Source organism: Streptomyces sp. SPB162, assembly GCF_029504575.1.
In the GTDB taxonomy this organism is placed as follows: domain Bacteria; phylum Actinomycetota; class Actinomycetes; order Streptomycetales; family Streptomycetaceae; genus Actinacidiphila.
In genome coordinates, this window is record NZ_JAQFII010000001.1 from 1,818,766 (window position 1) to 1,835,030 (window position 16,265).

At 73.0% G+C, this 16,265-nt stretch carries 17 protein-coding genes and 1 riboswitch; of the genes, 6 read left to right on the forward strand and 11 right to left on the reverse strand.

Annotation, left to right across the window (positions count from 1 at the left end):
• The first annotated feature begins 2 nt into the window (after positions 1-2).
• Together M2266_RS08460 and M2266_RS08465 are read left to right on the forward strand one after the other, a co-directional pair.
• Positions 3-1,790, forward strand: coding sequence for a glycoside hydrolase family 15 protein (locus tag M2266_RS08460; protein WP_277437610.1), 1,788 nt, complete (start codon positions 3-5; stop codon positions 1,788-1,790).
• 4 nt (positions 1,791-1,794) lie between these two features.
• A complete protein-coding gene (locus M2266_RS08465; RefSeq protein ID WP_277437611.1) occupies positions 1,795-2,556 on the forward strand; it encodes an SDR family oxidoreductase in 762 nt (253 codons plus the stop codon).
• Between the two features lie 41 nt (positions 2,557-2,597).
• On the opposite strand, the gene amaP is transcribed toward M2266_RS08465, so the two are convergent.
• From amaP to M2266_RS08490, 5 genes are all read right to left on the reverse strand, one after another.
• Positions 2,598-3,194 carry an alkaline shock response membrane anchor protein AmaP gene (gene amaP, locus M2266_RS08470; RefSeq protein WP_277437612.1) on the reverse strand — a complete coding sequence of 199 codons (597 nt, stop codon included), beginning with the start codon at positions 3,192-3,194 and terminating at the stop codon, positions 2,598-2,600.
• 7 nt (positions 3,195-3,201) lie between these two features.
• A complete protein-coding gene (locus M2266_RS08475) occupies positions 3,202-3,867 on the reverse strand; it encodes a DUF6286 domain-containing protein (protein WP_277437613.1) in 666 nt (221 codons plus the stop codon).
• Positions 3,864-4,235, reverse strand: coding sequence for an Asp23/Gls24 family envelope stress response protein (locus M2266_RS08480; RefSeq protein ID WP_277437614.1), 372 nt, complete (start codon positions 4,233-4,235; stop codon positions 3,864-3,866). The genes M2266_RS08475 and M2266_RS08480 overlap by 4 nt, the downstream gene beginning before the upstream one ends.
• Positions 4,235-4,417 (reverse strand): hypothetical protein, encoded by a 183-nt coding sequence (locus M2266_RS08485; protein WP_269272279.1) that lies wholly within the window; start codon positions 4,415-4,417, stop codon positions 4,235-4,237. The genes M2266_RS08480 and M2266_RS08485 overlap by 1 nt, the downstream gene beginning before the upstream one ends.
• A gap of 73 nt (positions 4,418-4,490) precedes the next feature.
• A complete protein-coding gene (locus M2266_RS08490) occupies positions 4,491-5,006 on the reverse strand; it encodes an Asp23/Gls24 family envelope stress response protein (RefSeq protein WP_277437615.1) in 516 nt (171 codons plus the stop codon).
• 136 nt (positions 5,007-5,142) lie between these two features.
• On the opposite strand from M2266_RS08490, the gene M2266_RS08495 reads away from it, so the two are divergent.
• Positions 5,143-5,940, forward strand: a complete 798-nt coding sequence (locus M2266_RS08495) for a hypothetical protein (RefSeq protein ID WP_277437616.1) — start codon at positions 5,143-5,145, stop codon at positions 5,938-5,940.
• Between the two features lie 27 nt (positions 5,941-5,967).
• Here M2266_RS08495 and M2266_RS08500 read toward each other — a convergent pair whose 3' ends face one another.
• From M2266_RS08500 to M2266_RS08525, 6 genes are all read right to left on the reverse strand, one after another.
• On the reverse strand, positions 5,968-6,759 hold the full coding sequence (locus M2266_RS08500) for an enoyl-CoA hydratase/isomerase family protein (RefSeq protein ID WP_277437617.1): 792 nt from the start codon (positions 6,757-6,759) through the stop codon (positions 5,968-5,970).
• A gap of 115 nt (positions 6,760-6,874) precedes the next feature.
• The gene (locus M2266_RS08505; protein ID WP_187144825.1) at positions 6,875-7,099 is read right to left on the reverse strand and encodes a helix-turn-helix domain-containing protein; all 225 of its coding nucleotides are present in this window, start codon (positions 7,097-7,099) and stop codon (positions 6,875-6,877) included.
• Between the two features lie 387 nt (positions 7,100-7,486).
• Complete coding sequence (locus tag M2266_RS08510) at positions 7,487-9,085, reverse strand: ABC-F family ATP-binding cassette domain-containing protein (RefSeq protein WP_277437618.1); 1,599 nt, start codon at positions 9,083-9,085, stop codon at positions 7,487-7,489.
• 270 nt (positions 9,086-9,355) lie between these two features.
• On the reverse strand, positions 9,356-10,744 hold the full coding sequence (locus M2266_RS08515; RefSeq protein WP_277437619.1) for a hypothetical protein: 1,389 nt from the start codon (positions 10,742-10,744) through the stop codon (positions 9,356-9,358).
• An 89-nt stretch (positions 10,745-10,833) separates the two neighbouring features.
• Positions 10,834-11,949 carry an alpha/beta fold hydrolase gene (locus M2266_RS08520; protein ID WP_277437620.1) on the reverse strand — a complete coding sequence of 372 codons (1,116 nt, stop codon included), beginning with the start codon at positions 11,947-11,949 and terminating at the stop codon, positions 10,834-10,836.
• A gap of 56 nt (positions 11,950-12,005) precedes the next feature.
• Complete coding sequence (locus M2266_RS08525) at positions 12,006-12,680, reverse strand: class II aldolase/adducin family protein (protein WP_277437621.1); 675 nt, start codon at positions 12,678-12,680, stop codon at positions 12,006-12,008.
• A gap of 110 nt (positions 12,681-12,790) precedes the next feature.
• Between M2266_RS08525 and M2266_RS08530 the strand changes: the two genes are divergently transcribed.
• From M2266_RS08530 to M2266_RS08540, 3 genes are all read left to right on the forward strand, one after another.
• Entirely contained in the window at positions 12,791-14,182 is a 1,392-nt protein-coding gene (locus tag M2266_RS08530) for an FAD-dependent oxidoreductase (protein WP_277437622.1), read from the forward strand.
• A 233-nt stretch (positions 14,183-14,415) separates the two neighbouring features.
• A complete protein-coding gene (locus M2266_RS08535) occupies positions 14,416-15,660 on the forward strand; it encodes an inorganic phosphate transporter (RefSeq protein WP_277437623.1) in 1,245 nt (414 codons plus the stop codon).
• Positions 15,661-15,685: 25 nt separating this feature from the next.
• Positions 15,686-15,919: a hypothetical protein gene (locus tag M2266_RS08540; protein WP_277437624.1), complete on the forward strand. Its 234-nt coding sequence runs from the start codon at positions 15,686-15,688 to the stop codon at positions 15,917-15,919.
• 135 nt (positions 15,920-16,054) lie between these two features.
• Positions 16,055-16,249, forward strand: a riboswitch (cobalamin riboswitch).
• Positions 16,250-16,265: the final 16 nt, after the last annotated feature.

The following is a 16,265-nucleotide window of genomic DNA, read 5'->3' on the forward strand; positions in this document are numbered from 1 at the left end:
CCGTGCCAGGACTGATCGAGGACTACGCGCTCATCGGCGATCTGCAGACCGCGGCGCTCGTCGGCAAGGACGGCTCCATCGACTGGCTGTGCCTGCCCCGCTTCGACTCCGCCGCGTGCTTCGCGGCGCTGCTCGGGGACGAGGAGAACGGCTCGTGGCGGATCGCCCCGGCCGGCGGCGACCAGTGCACCCGGCGCGCGTACCGCGGCGACACCCTGGTGCTGGAGACCTTCTGGGAGACCGAGACCGGCACGGTCAAGGTCATCGACTTCATGCCGCAGCGCGACCGCGCCCCCGACGTCATGCGGATCGTGGAGTGCGTCTCCGGCACCGTGCAGATGCGCAGCGAGCTGCGGCTGCGCTTCGACTACGGCAGCATCGTGCCCTGGATGCGGCGGGCCGACGGCCACCGCATCGCGGTCGCGGGACCCGACTCGGTCTGGCTTCGCAGCTATCCGTCGCAGCTGCCGATGTACGGCAAGGACTTCTGCACCTACGCCGACTTCTCCGTCTCGGCGGGCGAGCGCGTCGCCTTCGTCATCACCTGGCACCCGTCGCACGAGACGCGGCCACGCCGGATCGACCCGTACGAGGCGCTGGACACCAGCATCGAGGACTGGGAGAAGTGGTCGGCGCAGTGCACCTACGACGGCCCCTGGCGCGACGCCGTGCTGCGCTCCCTCATCACCCTCAAGGCGCTCACCTACGCGCCGTCCGGCGGCATCGCCGCGGCCGTCACCACGTCGCTGCCGGAGGAGATCGGCGGGGTGCGCAACTGGGACTACCGCTACTGCTGGCTCCGCGACGCCACCCTGACGCTCAACGCGATGGTCTCCAGCGGCTACCTCGAGGAGGCCTCGAAGTGGCGCAACTGGCTGCTGCGCGCGGTCGCCGGGGACCCGGCCGACCTGCAGATCATGTACGGGATCTCCGGTGAGCGGCGGCTGACCGAGTACGAGGTGCCGTGGCTGGCGGGGTACGAGGCGTCCGCCCCGGTCCGGATCGGCAACGCCGCGGCCGGGCAACTGCAGCTCGACGTCTACGGCGAGGTGCTCGACTCGCTCTACCTGGCGCGCGAGAGCGGACTCGCCGACGACAAGCACGCCTGGAGCCTGCAGCGCACCCTGATGGACTTCCTGGAGTCGAACTGGCGCGAGCCGGACGAGGGACTGTGGGAGGTCCGCGGGCAGCGCCGGCACTTCACGCACTCCAAGGTGATGGCGTGGGTCGCCGCGGACCGCGCGGTCCGCACGCTGGAAGCGCAGCCCAAGCGCGGCGGGGACCTGGCCGGCTGGCGGGCCATGCGCGACCAGGTGCACCTGGAGGTGTGCAAGCGCGGCTACGACAACGAGCGCGGCACGTTCACCCAGTTCTACGGCTCCACCCAGCTCGACGCGGCGACGCTGCTCATCCCCCAGGTCGGATTCCTGCCCGCCTCCGACCCGCGCGTGATCGGCACGGTCGACGCGGTGCGCAGGGAGCTGGACCACGGCGGCCTCGTCCGCCGCTACACCCTGGACGAGAAGGCCGTGGACGGGCTGCCCGGCCAGGAGGGCGCCTTCCTGGCCTGCTCGTTCTGGCTGGTCGACGCGCTGCACTCAACCGGCCGCGAGCGCGAGGCGCGCGAGCTGTTCGGGCACCTGCTGAGCCTGCGCAACGATGTGGGGCTGCTCGCCGAGGAGTGGGACCCGGTCTCCCACCGCCAGCTCGGCAACTTCCCGCAGGCCTTCAGCCACATCGGGCTCGTCAACACCGCGCTGCACCTGTCCGGGGCACGTAAGGGAGCATGAGCGCATGGATCTCGAACTGAAGGACCGGGTGTACATCGTCACCGGCGCCACCCGCGGGCTGGGCCTGGCGGCCGCCCGCGAGCTGGCGGCGGACGGCGCGAAGCTGGTCGTCACCGGCCGCTCGCAGGAGTCGGCCGACGCGGCGGCCGGCGCGCTGGGCGGCCCGGGGAACACCGTCGGGCTGGCCGCCGACAACACCGCCGCGGACACTCCCGACCGGCTCATCGACGCCGCCCGCGCGGAGTTCGGACGGCTGGACGGCGTGCTGATCAGCGTCGGCGGCCCGGCAGTCGGCCTGACCGAGGACATCACGGACGACCAGTGGCGGGACGCGTTCGAGACGGTCTTCCTCGGTGCGGTGCGGCTGGCCCGGGCCGCCGCGGCGGCGCTCGGCGAGGGCGGCGTGATCGGCTTCGTGCTCTCCGCGTCGGTGTACGAGCCCATCACGGGCCTCACGGTCTCCAACGGACTGCGGCCGGGGCTGGCGGGCTTCGCCAAGAACCTCGCCAACGAGTTGGGCCCGCGCGGCATCCGCGTCGTCGGGCTGCTGCCGTCGAGGATCGACACCGAGCGGGTGGCGGAACTCGACGCCCTCAGCGGCGACGCGGCGGCCGCCCGCGCCCGGCACAGCGCCGGCATCCCGCTGCGCCGCTACGGCACCCCGGAGGAGTTCGGCCGCGCCGCGGCCTTCCTGCTCTCTCCCGCCGCCTCGTACCTGACGGGCGTCATGCTCCCGGTCGACGGCGGCGCCCGGCACGGCTTCTGACCTACGGCGCGCGGGGGCCCTCCCGGGCCGCCGCGCGCCGGTCAGCTGACGCGGCTGGCCCGGTGCTTGACGGCGCGCAGCCGCGCCTCGGCCGGGAGGTGGTCGAGCCCGGCGGAACTGCCCGCGCGCCGCAGGATGTCGGTGTCCAGGCGGGAGACGACGGTGTCGGGGGCCGCGTGGGGTGCCAGCGCGAGGGTGAGGCGCGCCCGGGGCGCGGAGCGCTTGCCGGTCAGCGTCGCGCCGGCCCGGTCCACGCCGTGCAGCGCCTCGGTCTCGGTGACCAGGACGTCCTCCAGGGCGCGCCCCCGCAGGACGGCGTCCTGGCCGTCACGGCTGTCGACGCGCAACTGGCGCATCCGGTGGCTGCGCAGCTGCGCCAGGAACCACCACAGGGCCGCGAGCACCAGCACGCCCAGGGCGGCCAGCACGGCGGGCCACCACCAGCCGTCGTCCCGGTAGCGGGTGCGCTCGTGGGCCGTGAGGAGCACGTCCTTCGGCCCGTCGAAGGGCCACTTGTCCGGCAGCGTGAATCCCCAGCGGCGCTGCAGGTCCAGGCTGCCGACCAGCACGGCGAGACCGGCGACCAGCAGGAACAGGCCGGTCAGTGCCAGCAGGATCCGGTTGAGGGTGCTGCGCATCGGCGGATCAGCCCTTCTGGGCGCGCTGGACGGAGATGGTCAGGGCGGGCGGACGGGCCAGCCCGAGCTGGACGACTCCCTCTCTCAGGGCGGTGTCCAGATCGGCCCGTACCTCGTCCAGGTCGCGGAAGTGCGACGCGGCGCGGGCGGTGACCCGGTGGCGGCCGACGCGGACCCGGACGGTGTGCACCCCGCCGACCTCCATCGCCCGGTCGCGCAGCGTGAGTTCGGCCGCGTGCCGGTCGAGCCCGGCGCGCACCCCCGTCGTGCTGCGGCGCATCGGCAGGACGTCGCGCAGACCCGGGGTCACGGCCAGCACGATCAGCCACAGGCCGATCGCCGCCGCGACCGCCGCGGCGGTGATGACGAGCCAGTCGTCCAGCGGCCGGGTGGCCAGTTCGCGCGCCAGCCGGGGCCGCCAGCTCATCGCGGCGCGGTCGGTACGGACCGCGGCGATGTCGTAGAGCAGGATCCCGGCGGCGCCCAGCACCACCAGCGCGGTCAGCGCCGACGGCACCCTGCGCTGCGACCAGAACCGGGACGCACGGCCGGCCGGCGGCTCGGCGGGGCGCTCGGCGGTGGGCCCGTCGGGCCGGTCCGGCTCATGGGAGCCGATGACCGGCAGCTGCCGTGTCGTGCCATCGGGTTCGGATGACGCACCGGTCCCGGTCACAGCACCCTCCCCTCACTCTGCTGCCGAGCTGTCGCGGAGTGCAGACGCTCGATCTCGACGGCGACCTCGGGTACCTCCATACCCGTCAGCGCCCGCACGCGGTCCGCGACGTGGCTGCGGACCGAGCCGCAGACCCTGCCGAGATCACCCGGATAGCCCAGTTCCACCGACAACCGCACCCGCGCGGTCTCCTTGCGCACCGAGACCGACGCGTGCGGCTTGCGGTCCGGCGGCACGAGCCCGGACTCCGGGACGTCCGCGAGCACCTCGGACGCGGCCCGAGCGGCGATCTTCGCCACCACCCGGTCAGCGATCCTCAGCGCGCCGCGATCCGCGGCCGGCAGGGTGGCCGGGGCGGCAGCGGCCATCACCGCCGCCGGTCGCGGCTGCGGAAGAACTCTCCGGGCTCCAGGTCGCCGTCCAGGAACTTCCCGGCCACGAAGCCGACCGCGCCGAGCGCGGCCACCAGCAGGAACGCGCCGAATCCGCCGAAGTACCCGGCGAACCCGAGCGCCATGCCCACGATCAGTCCGACCAGTGACATCCTCATCGTCCGCTCACCGTCCTCGTCTCACCGCTGTCGCCGGCGACGCCGGCCGCCGTCCCACCTGTCCGCGCGGTCGTCACTGGACCCTCTGCTCGCGGTCGTCCTCGTCGTCCTCGTCCGGCAGCTTCACATCGCCGACCGCGACGTTGACCTCGACGACCTCCAGGCCGGTCATCCGCTCGACCGCGGCGATCACGTTCTCCCGCACGGCCCGGGCCACTTCGACGATGGACACCCCGTACTCGACGACGATGTCCAGGTCGAGCGCGGTCTGCACCTCGCCGACCTCCGCCTTCACACCACGGGTGACGGACTTACTGCCGGGCACCCGGTCGCGCACCGCGCCGAAGGTGCGGGCGAAGCCGCTGCCCATCGCGTGCACGCCGAGCACGTCACGGGCGGCCAGCCCGGCGATCTTCTCGACCACGCCGTCGGCGATGGTGGTCCTGCCGCGGGTCGCGGGGTCGCCCAGCGGCGCCCGCCGGCCGGGCGTCCCCGAACCCGCGCTCGTGCCCTTCTCCAACGTTCTGCCTTCGCCCGCGGCATCGGGGCCGTTCGGCTCGGACATGTTGCGCTGTGCCGCCTCGGTCATCGCGAGTCGTCCCTTCGTCTGGGCTGCTCCGTGCACCACACTATGTGCGCATGCCCTACCGCGCTGCGGAGATGCGGCCAGGAGATACGGGGCGGACCGCCGTTCGGGTGGTGCGCGACGAAGGAGGCGGAGACCGGTGACTGTGGACCGTTTGACCCGTGCGGTACGGGAGCAGATCGCGTTCGGGCGCGTACTGCCGCTCGGCGGGGTGGGAGACGGTGTCTGGATCACCGAGAGCGCGGCCGCCGAAGCGCTGCGCCGGGCGGTGGCCGGGCTCTCCGGTGTACGGGTCGGGTCCCTGCGCATCAGTCCGGAAGCGGAGGGGCCGACGGGCCCGGCTACGGAGGTGGAGCGGACGGCGGACGGGGCCGGCGCTACGTCGCCCGTACCGCCGGGTGCGGTGCCGCCCGGCCCGCTGTGCGTGTCCGCGGCCTTCGAGGCCGCCGTGGACCGGCCGCTGACCGCCACCGCCGAACGGCTGCGGGCGGCTCTGTGGAGTGCGGCCCACGATGTGCTGGGGCTGCCCGTCGCCTCGGTGGACCTCGACGTCACCGGCCTGCTGGACCTCCCGGCCGGGCAGCGGGCCGTGCCGGTCCTCGATGCCGTCCCCGCCCCCGTTCTCGAAGGCGGCGCCACCGGTCAGGACCTTGAGGACACCGGGCCGGCGCCTGCCGCGAACGGCGTGGTCGTCGCCGCGCTCCTGGTGCCGGGCGTCGCCCGGGTGACCTCGCGGCTCGGCGGTTTCGCGTCCGGGATCCGCACGGCCGACGTCGGGGACCCGCCGGCCCGGGAGGTCAGGGCGCAGATCGCGGTCGTGCCCGGCCACCGCGCGCTGGACGTGGCCCGCGCGGTGCGCGTGGCGGTCACGAAGGCCGCGGACGCCGGTTCGCCGGGCCCGGTGACGACGGCGGTCGTGGTCACCGCCATCGGGTGACCACAACCGTCCATCGCCCCGGTGGAACTACTCGCCGACCCCGGCGAGGTCGCGCAGCCGGCGGCCCTGGGCGGCGCGCTCGGCGGGGCGCTGCTCCTCGTAGGAGCGGCCGACGGCGCCCTGCAGCAGGGCCTTGGTCTCGATGACGGCGTCGCGGGGCGCGGCGAGCAGCGCGGCGGCGAGGTCACGGACGGTGGCGTCCAGTTCGGTGACCGGGACGACCAGGTTGGCGAGGCCGAGGCGCTCGGCCTCCGAGCCGTGCACGAAGCGCCCGGTGGCGCAGATCTCCAGCGCCCGCGCGTAGCCGACGAGGTCGACCAGCGGCTTGGTGCCACCGAGGTCGGGGACCAGGCCGAGGCTGGTCTCGCGCATGGCGAACTGAGCGTCGTCCGCGCACACCCGCAGATCGCAGGCGAGGGCGAGCTGGAAGCCGGCACCGATGGCGTGGCCCTGTACGGCCGCGATGCTCACGATGTCGCTGCGCCGCCACCAGGTGAACGCTTCCTGGTACTCGGCGATGGTCGCGTCGAGCTGCTTGTCGGAACCGCGCGCGAGGTCGATGAACGACGGCTCGCCGTCGAAGCCCTCGGGCGTGAAGGCCTGCCGGTCGAGTCCGGCGGAGAAGGACTGACCTTCGCCGCGGAGCACGACGACGCGTACGTCGCCCGGCAGGAGCCGGCCGGCTTCTGTCAGCGTCCGCCACATGGCGGGCGACTGGGCGTTGCGCTTGGCCGGATTGCACAGTGTGACGGTCGCGACGGAGTCGTCGGCGGTGAGCCGCACTCCGTCCCGCTCGAGCAGCACGGTGGGGTCGGGCATCGGGCACCTCCGAGCGAACCACGGAATTGATTACCGAAGAGTAACCACCCGGTCGACACACGCGACGACCGGGTGGGCACGCCGGGAATCCGGATCGCGGGAGATGCCCTGCCCGTCAGGCCGTAGCGGCCTTCGACTTGCCTCGTGTTGCGCCGCCGCGACCGCGAAGGGTCACGCCGGACTCGCTGAGCATCCGGTGCACGAATCCATAGGAGCGGCCGGTTTCCTCGGCCAACGCCCGGATGCTCGCACCGGAGTCGTACTTCTTCTTCAGGTCTGCCGCGAGCTTCTCGCGCGCGGCGCCGGTTACCCGGCTGCCCTTCTTCAGAGTCTCGGCCACCCGTGCCTCCTCTAGGGAAGTGCGCTCTGGACTCTCATGATCACCCCTAGGCGGCTTCCTGGCCACCCATTCGGCAAGGTCCGTACGACAACATTTGAAGAGGAGACCTTTTTTCGGCGACCGAGCAGCACGGGAAGATCCCTGAATTCGGCCGTCGTTTTCCGGACAATTGTCCGAGCGCCGCGAGAAGCGGCAGGTCATCCATGGTCGGTAAGGAGTTTCCCGACGTCACACCACTGATCGACTCAGGGCGGCACCCATACCGCGCCACCGGGTGGCGCGGTATGAGCTCGTCTCACACAGATGATGGATCACCCATAGGCCGAATGATCCACTGCCAAGTGATCAGAGGGGCCGGCGGCGATCCGACAGGCCGCGCGGGAGGGGTCAGGCCAGCGAGACCAGATCCGCGTAGTCCTCGCCCCACAGGTCCTCGACACCGTCGGGCAGCAGGATGATCTTCTCGGGCGCCAGCGCGTGCACCGCGCCCTCGTCGTGCGTCACCAGGACGACGGCGCCGCTGAACGTGTGCAGCGCGCCGAGGATCTCCTCGCGGCTGGCCGGGTCGAGGTTGTTGGTGGGCTCGTCGAGCAGCAGCACGTTCGCGCTGGAGACCACCAGCGACGCGAGCGCCAGCCGGGTCTTCTCACCACCGGACAGGACACCGGCCGGCTTGTTCACGTCGTCGCCCGAGAACAGGAACGAGCCGAGGATCTTGCGGATCTCGACCAGGTCGGTGTCCGGGGCGGCCGAGCGCATGTTCTCCAGGACCGTGCGGTCCGGATCCAGCGTCTCGTGCTCCTGGGCGTAGTAGCCGAGCTTGAGGCCGTGGCCCGGCTCGACCTTCCCGGTGTCGGGCGTCTCGACGCCCGCCAGCAGGCGCAGCAGCGTCGTCTTGCCGGCGCCGTTGAGGCCGAGGATGACGACGCGGGAGCCGCGGTCGATGGCCAGGTCGACGTCGGTGAAGATCTCCAGCGAGCCGTACGACTTCGACAGTCCGGTCGCCATCAGCGGGGTCTTGCCGCAGGGCGCGGGGTCCGGGAAGCGGAGCTTGGCGACCTTGTCCGAGACCCGGACGGCGTCGAGGCCCGCCAGCAGCCGGTCGGCGCGCTTGGCCATGTTCTGCGCGGCGACCGTCTTGGTGGCCTTGGCGCGCATCTTGTCGGCCTGCGAGTTGAGCGACGCGGCCTTCTTCTCGGCGTTGCTGCGCTCGCGCTTGCGGCGCTTCTCGTCGGCCTCGCGCTGGGCCTGGTACAGCTTCCAGCCCATGTTGTAGACGTCGATCTGGGTGCGGTTGGCGTCCAGGTAGAAGACCTTGTTGACGACCGTCTCCACGAGCTGGATGTCGTGGGAGATCACGATGAAGCCGCCGCGGTACGTCTTGAGGTAGTCGCGCAGCCAGGCGATCGAGTCCGCGTCCAGGTGGTTGGTCGGCTCGTCCAGCAGCAGGGTGTCGGCGTCGGAGAACAGGATCCGGGCCAGCTCCACCCGGCGTCGCTGACCGCCGGACAGGGTGTGCAGCGGCTGGCCGAGCACCCGGTCGGGCAGCCCCAGCGCGGCGGCGATGGTGGACGCCTCGGCCTCGGCCGCGTAGCCGCCCTTGGTGAGGAACTCGGTCTCCAGGTTGGAGTACTTCCGCATCGCCTTCTCGCGGGTGGCGCCCTTGCCGTTCGCCATCCGCTCCTCGTTCTCCCGCATCTTGCGCAGGACGGAGTCCAGGTCGCGTGCGGAGAGGATGCGGTCGCGGGCGAGGGTCTCCAGGTCGCCGGTGCGCGGGTCCTGCGGGAGGTAGCCGACCTCGCCCGACCGGGTCACGGTGCCGCCGGCGGGCTGGCCCTCACCCGCCAGGACCTTGGTCAGGGTGGTCTTGCCGGCACCGTTGCGGCCGACGAGGCCGATGCGGTCGCCCTTGGCGATACGGAAGGAGGCGGACTCGATGAGGATGCGGGCTCCAGCACGCAGCTCGAGGCCGGTGGCAGTAATCACGGGAAAAGCTCCAGGGCATGGCGAACGACAGAAAGGGGCGCGGGGAGGTCGTACGCCGCCGGCTAATGAACGAGAGGGACTGCCATACAGGCCAGTCTACCGGGGCGTGGCAAGCCGGTTGTTGCCCGAGACGGGGGGTCGAGGTGGTACGCACCGGGCGCCGTGGGCCCCGATCAGCGGACTTCCGGCGCGCCGGTGTGGGGCACATCACCATCCGGGCGCGAGGACGGTGCGGCCCCTCGCCGGGGCCGCACCGTTCGCCGTAGTCCTTCAGACGCCGCCGGTGTGCACCTGGAAGGCGGCGCGGCGGACGGCCTTGGCGACGGCCGGGTCCGGGTGCGCGGCGGCCAGCGCCACGAGCACCTGGACGGTACGGGGGTGCCCCGCGCCGCGGATCTCCACCAGGAGCGACCGCACCGAGCCCTCCACCGCCGCGTCGAGGTGGCTGACGAGCAGCTGCCCCTCGCCGTGGTCGGCGACGGCCGCGGCGGTGTCCACCCACAGCCAGGCCGTCTCCTCGCGCGTCAGCAGCCCCGCGACGGCCTCCGGGTCGTCGCCGTCCTGCTCGGCCAGCCACAGCAGCGCGTACGGACGCAGCGTCGGCTCCTCCGAGGCGGCGCGGACGGCGGGCTCGGCGGGCGCCCCGACCACCCGGAGCGCCTCGAAGGCCAGGCCGCGCAGCAGCGCGTCGTCACCGCGGGCGGTCTCCAGCAGCTCGGCGACGGCCAGGCCGGCGGGCCGGGCGGCGAGCCAGGCGCGGTACTCGGCGCGGGCCGGGCCGGGGGACAGCCGCGCGCAGGCGCGCAGCATGTTCTCGGCGGGCTGCTCGATGTGGCCGGCCGGGCCCTGGGCGGCCACACAGATCTGCTCCAGCTTGACCCAGACCGCCCAGTTGCCGAGCGGGGTGAGCACGACCTCCCGGGTGTCGGAGCAGGCGTCGCGCGGCTGCAGCGCGCCGACCCCGGCCACCGCGTCGAGCACCCAGTCCAGGAGCCCGGGCAGCGGGTCGTGGGCGCCGTCGGCGGGCGGCTCGTGCCGTTCGGTCCGCAGCTCCGCGACCCGCTGGCGCAGCAGGTCGAGCAGGGTGTCGACCGGCACCGGCCCCGAGGACAGGTGCAGGAAGGACAGCAGCTGGGGGGTGGCCTCGACGACCTCGGCCACCAGCGAGGGGTCCGCCGCGGCGGAGTCGCCGGGGGGATGCGCGAGGGACCAGGCGTCGAAGAGCGCGACCCAGCCACGCAGTACGGCGGTGTTGTCGCGGTCCCAGGCGCGCAGCCGCCAGCCGGGGCGGGCGGTCCCCCGGTGGAGTTCGATCAGGCCGGCGAGCCGGGCGCGGTCCCAGCCGGACCGGATCTGCCGTTCCGTCAACTCCAGCTCGGCTGCCGCCTGCTGGACGTCGGCGTCGGGAAGTATCCCGGTCGGGCCGGCGGTGCCGGGGCCCGCTTCGGACCACCGCGCGAGGCGGACGGTGTCGGCGAGTTCGGCACGTGCCTGGCGCGCGAGCTCGGAGAGCGCGGGGGTGCCCTCGGGCGGCCGCGGCGGCCGGGAGCGCCGCGCCGTCGCCGTGGGGCGGGCGGCGGAGCCCCCCACGGCGAAGGCCAGGGAGGGTCGTCGGGGGACAAGACGGAGCGGAGTGTCTCGCGAAGTACGGGACGTCACTGGAGCAGTGTCCCGGGTGAGGCCCCAGAATCCCAAACGCGCTCCGGGGCGGCGCCCCTCACGCTGTGCTCCCGGCCCCGCGCCGAGCGCTACATCAGGGGGGTCAGAAATCGCCGCAGAGCCTCTTCGTACGCCACCGGGTCGACATTCCACATAGCGCCGTGGGAGGCCCCGGGGACGGTGTGCAGCGTGACCAGTTCCGGTCGTCTCGCGGCGAGTTGGCGCGAGCCTGACCAGGACGAGAGGGTGTCGTCGGGACCATGCGCGATGAGGGTGGGGACGCTCAGCCGGTCTGGGTCGGCGGCGTCCGAGATACGTTCCGCATGCAGCCCCGTGCGCCCCTCCGCGGCGCGCACGCCGAGCGGCACCAGCGCTCCCGGCACGCCGTGCGAAAACGCCGCGGAGCGCACGGTCGACTTCCAGTCCAGAACGGGCGAATCGAGGATCAGCCCGCTGATCCGGTCCCGCAGCCCCGAGTGGTCGGCGGCCCGCAGGGCCATCGTGGCGCCCGTCGACCACCCGTAGAGCACGATCCGTTCGGCGCCGTACTCGACGGCGTACCGCATCGCCGCGTCCAGGTCGCGCCATTCGGTGTCGCCGAGGTGGCCGAGGCCGTCGGGTGAGGCCGGGGCGCCGGGATCGTTGCGGTAGCCGAGGCCGAGCACCGGGAAGCGGTGCCCGCTCAGGGCGGGCAGGACGTTGAGCGGGAGTTCGCGGGTGGTGCCCAGGCCGTGCACGGCGATCACCCACGTCGAGCGGTCCCCGGGGACGAACCAGGCGGGCAGCGGGCCGAGTTCGCCCGGCACCAGCACCTCGGCGTAGTCAAGACCGAGGGCGCCGCGCGGGTCGCCCGCGTGGACCTGGGCCGTCAACCGCACCCTGGTGCCCGGATCCAGCGCACCGGTGTACACGCGGTCCAGGCGCCGCGCGACCGTGCCCGGCGTCGTCCACAGCACCTCGCCGACCGCGGCGTGCACGCCGTCGCCGGACAGGCCGTAGACGCCCGGCCGCAGGGAGGCCAGGGCGCGCGTCAGGGTGACCTGGCCCGCCGCGGTGGCGTGGACGGTCAGCCATTCGTCCGGTTCCGCGCCGTCGGTGGACGGCTTGAGGGCAACGTCGGACACGTACCGTCCGGCCGCCACAACGGCCGCCCCGGCACCGATCACGGTGGTGGCGGCAAGGACCGCCACGGTTCGCTTACGCATCGGTTCCAGTGTCCGCGCAGCGGCGCGATGCGGCCAGTGGACGTCGGCCGCCCGTGTCAGGGGGCGCTGCCGCCTGGACGCCGTCGGCCCGGCTGGCCGTAGCCGCGCAGCCGCCCGGCCGCCTCGTCCATCTGTGCGTCCGACAGCAGGGCGGGGGTCAGCCCGGGGACGGAGCGGGCGGTGAGCCAGACCCGGCACATCCACTCCAGCTGCGCCGTACGGTCGTACGCCTGGTCCAGCGTGTCCCCGTACGCGACGGTGCCGTGGTTGCGCAGCAGGCACGCGCTGCGGTCGCGCAGCGCTTCCAGCACCCGCTCGGCCAGCTCGTCCGTCCCGTAGAGGGCGTATCCCGCGACCCGGATCCGGCCACCCATCGCGGCCGCCATGTAGTGGATCGAGGGGAGCTCGTCCACCAGCGTCGAGACGGCCGTGGCGTGGACCGCGTGGGTGTGCACGACGGCCCGCGCGTCCGTGCCGCGGTAGACGGCCAGGTGCATCGGCAGTTCACTGGTGGGGCGCAGCCGTCCGGAGACCTGGCGGCCGTCCAGGTCGACGGCGACGGCGTCGACCGGGCCGAGCCGGTCGTACGGGACGCCGGTCGGGGTCACCAGCACCAGATCGCCCACCCGGACCGAGACATTGCCGGACGTACCGACCACCAGGCCGTCCGTGACGCTTCGCCGGGCCGTGGCGACCAGTTCCGACCAGGCTTTCTCCATGGCATCGCGCATCCGTCGATCCTTACAGGTTGGCCGTTGCCGCGTGCTCGCGGGGCGCAGTACCGTCCCGCACACCACCGGCCGCACACCACGGCCGAACGCACACGGATTGCAGGGGCATCATGACCACCGTCAACGGCGGCATCTCCTTCTGGTACTCGCAGACCGGCGTGCCCGTGCCCCGCGAGCCACTGCCGGGGGACACCACCGCCGACGTCTGCATCGTCGGGGGCGGCTACACGGGGCTGTGGACGGCGTACTACCTCAAGAAGGCCGTGCCGTTCCTGCGGATCACCGTCCTGGAGCAGAAGTTCTGCGGCTACGGCGCGTCCGGGCGCAACGGCGGCTGGCTCTACAACGGCATCGCGGGCCGCGACCGGTACGCGAAGCTGCACGGCCATGACGCCGCCGTGGCGCTGCAGCACGCGATGAACGAGACGGTGGACGAGGTGGTGCGGATCGCCGCCGAGGAGGGCATCGACGCCGACATCGTCAAGGGCGGGGTGCTGGAGGTGGCGCACTCCCCCGCGCAGCTCGCCCGGCTGAAGGCGTTCCACGAGGCCGAGGTGGCCTTCGGCGAGAAGGACCGGTTGCTGCTGGGCGCCCGCGAGTCCGCGGAGCGGATCCGGGTCGCCGGGACCTCCGGCGGCACCTGGACGCCGCACGGCGCTCGTATACATCCGGTGAAGCTGCTGCAGGGGCTGGCGAAGGCCGTCGAGGCACTGGGGGTGGTGATCCACGAGTCCACCGCGGTGACCGAGATCAAACCGAAGCACGCGATCACCCCTTACGGAACCGTGCGCGCCCCGTACGTGCTGCGCTGCACCGAGGGCTTCACGGCCTCGATCAAGGGGCAGAAGCGGGCCTGGCTGCCGATGAACTCGTCGATGATCGCCACCGAGCCGCTGCCGCGGCAGGTCTGGGACACCATCGGCTGGGACGGCCGCGAGACCCTCGGCGACATGGCGCACGCGTACATGTACGCGCAGCGCACCGCCGACGACCGGATCGCGCTGGGCGGCCGCGGGGTGCCCTACCGCTTCGGTTCGCGGACCGACAACGACGGGCGCACCCAGCCGGCCACGGTCGAGGCGCTGCGCGAGATCTTGGTCCGCTTCTTCCCCGCGACCGCCGGGGTGGCCATCGATCACGCCTGGTCAGGGGTGCTGGGCGTGCCGCGCGACTGGTGCGCGAGCGTGGAGCTGGACCGGGCCACAGGGCTCGGCTGGGCGGGCGGCTACGTCGGCAGCGGCGTCGCGACGGCGAATCTGGCGGCGCGGACCCTGCGCGACCTGGTGCAGCTGGACTCGGGCCAGGGCCACGGCACCGAGCTGACGGCGCTGCCCTGGGTGGGGCACCGGGTGCGGCGCTGGGAACCGGAGCCGTTCCGCTGGATCGGGGTGCACGGGATGTACGCGGCCTACCGCGGCGCGGACCGCCGTGAGCTGGCCGGACGCAGCAGCGAGACCGACCCGGTGGCGCGCGTCGCCGACCGGATCTCCGGGCGGCACTGAGCGCGACCCGCGGGCGGCGCCGTACGGAATTTCCGGGTGATACCGGACACGGTGCCCGGACCGCGCCGGAGCCGGTCCCCAAGGGGCGCCTGAACCGTCCAACACCCGCCGTGGCCCGGAGAATCGGACGCGCGGACACCGGCACCATGCGGCCGCCACCAGTTAACCTTCCGTTCACTCAGGCTCCGTACGGTCGCCATCGCCACTGTCCGATCAAACGATTGCCTGGGTACATGGAACACATCACGCTCCTGATCGGAATCGTGATCGTGACCGCACTCGTGTTTGATTTCACGAACGGTTTCCACGACACCGCCAACGCGATGGCCACCACCATCTCCACCGGCGCACTCAAGCCCAAGACGGCGGTGGCCATGTCCGCCGTGCTGAACCTCGTCGGCGCCTTCCTGTCCGTGGAGGTCGCCAAGACCATCTCCGGCGGCATCATCGACGAGAGCGCCGGGATCCGGCCCGAAGTCATCTTCGCGGGCCTGGTCGGCGCCATCGTCTGGAACATGCTGACCTGGCTGGCCGGGCTCCCGTCCAGCTCCTCCCACGCACTGTTCGGCGGCCTGATCGGCGCCACCCTGGTCTCCGTCGGCGCCCACGGCGTCAACGGCGACAAGGTCGTCATGAAGGTCCTGATCCCGGCGCTCGCCGCCCCGATCGTCGCGGGCCTGGCGGCGATGCTCGCCACGAAGCTCACCTACCGCATCGGCCGGAACAGCGACCCGAAGGCGACCGCCAAGGGGTACCGCGCCGGGCAGATCGCCTCGGCCGGGCTCGTCTCGCTCGCGCACGGCACCAACGACGCGCAGAAGACCATGGGCGTCATCACCCTCGCGCTGATCACCGGCGGGGTCGTCGCCCCGCACGCCGACCCGCCGATGTGGGTCATCGTCGCGGCGGGCAGCGCCATCGCGCTCGGCACGTACCTCGGCGGCTGGCGCATCATCCGCACCATGGGCAAGGGCCTCACCGACATCGAGGCGCCGCAGGGCTTCGCCGCCCAGACCGGCGCGGCGGCCACCATCCTGGCCTCCTCGCACCTCGGCTTCGCGCTCTCCACGACGCAGGTCTGCTCCGGCTCCGTGATGGGCTCCGGTGTGGGCCGCAAGGGCGCCGTGGTCCGCTGGAGCACCGCGGGCCGCATGGTCGCCGCATGGGGCCTGACGCTGCCCGCCGCCGGCCTGGTGGCCGCCGGCGCCGCGCTGCTGGCCGACCAGGGCAGATGGGGCATCACGGCGGTCGCCGTCCTGGCGCTCACCGCCTGCACCGCGATCTGGCTGGCCTCGCGCCGCAAGCCGATCGACCACAGCAACGTCAACGAACTCCCGGCCGAGCCGCAGGGTGCGGTCACCGCCGCCATCGCGGCCGTCACCCCGCCGCCCGCCGGCCCCGTCGCTCCGCTCGCCGCGACCATCCCGGCTCCCGCGTCCGTCGTCGGCCCCGTCGACGCCGCACCGGCCACGGCCTGATCCCGGCCCGGAAGGAACCAGCACCATGCAGATCGACTGGCAGGCCCTCGGCACCGTCCTCGGCGTCACCCTCGCGGTGACCATCGGGCTGGTGGGCGTCTTCACCCTCGGCATCGTCGGGCTCGCCAAGCGGGAGTCCGCCGCGGACGGCGCCGCCGTCTCCGGCGCCTCCGCAGCCCTGACCCGGACCGGCGCCTACGCGTGCTTCGCGCTCTGCGCGGCGGCCGTCGCGTACGGCATCTACCTGATCGTCGCCTGATGGTCGCCTGATCAGCGCCCGATCACCGTTCGACCGTCCCGCGATCACCGCGCCGCCCCGTCGAAGGCCCACATCCGCGAACCGCGGGTGTGGGCCTTCGCACATCTTCCGCCGCAGGTCAACAGTGAGTTGACGGGGTTCGCGGCACGTGGTGGACTGCCCGGTGCCATACGGCGGTAGGAGAGGAAGTCCGGTGCGAATCCGGCGCGGTCCCGCCACTGTCACCGGGGAGTGCACCCCACCCGAACGTCACGGCCGAGCGATCGGCCCGACGGACCGGGGTGCGCGCATCCGGGAGCCAGGAGACTCTCCACCGTCGGTCACGTCGAAACCAGGGCGCGGACCC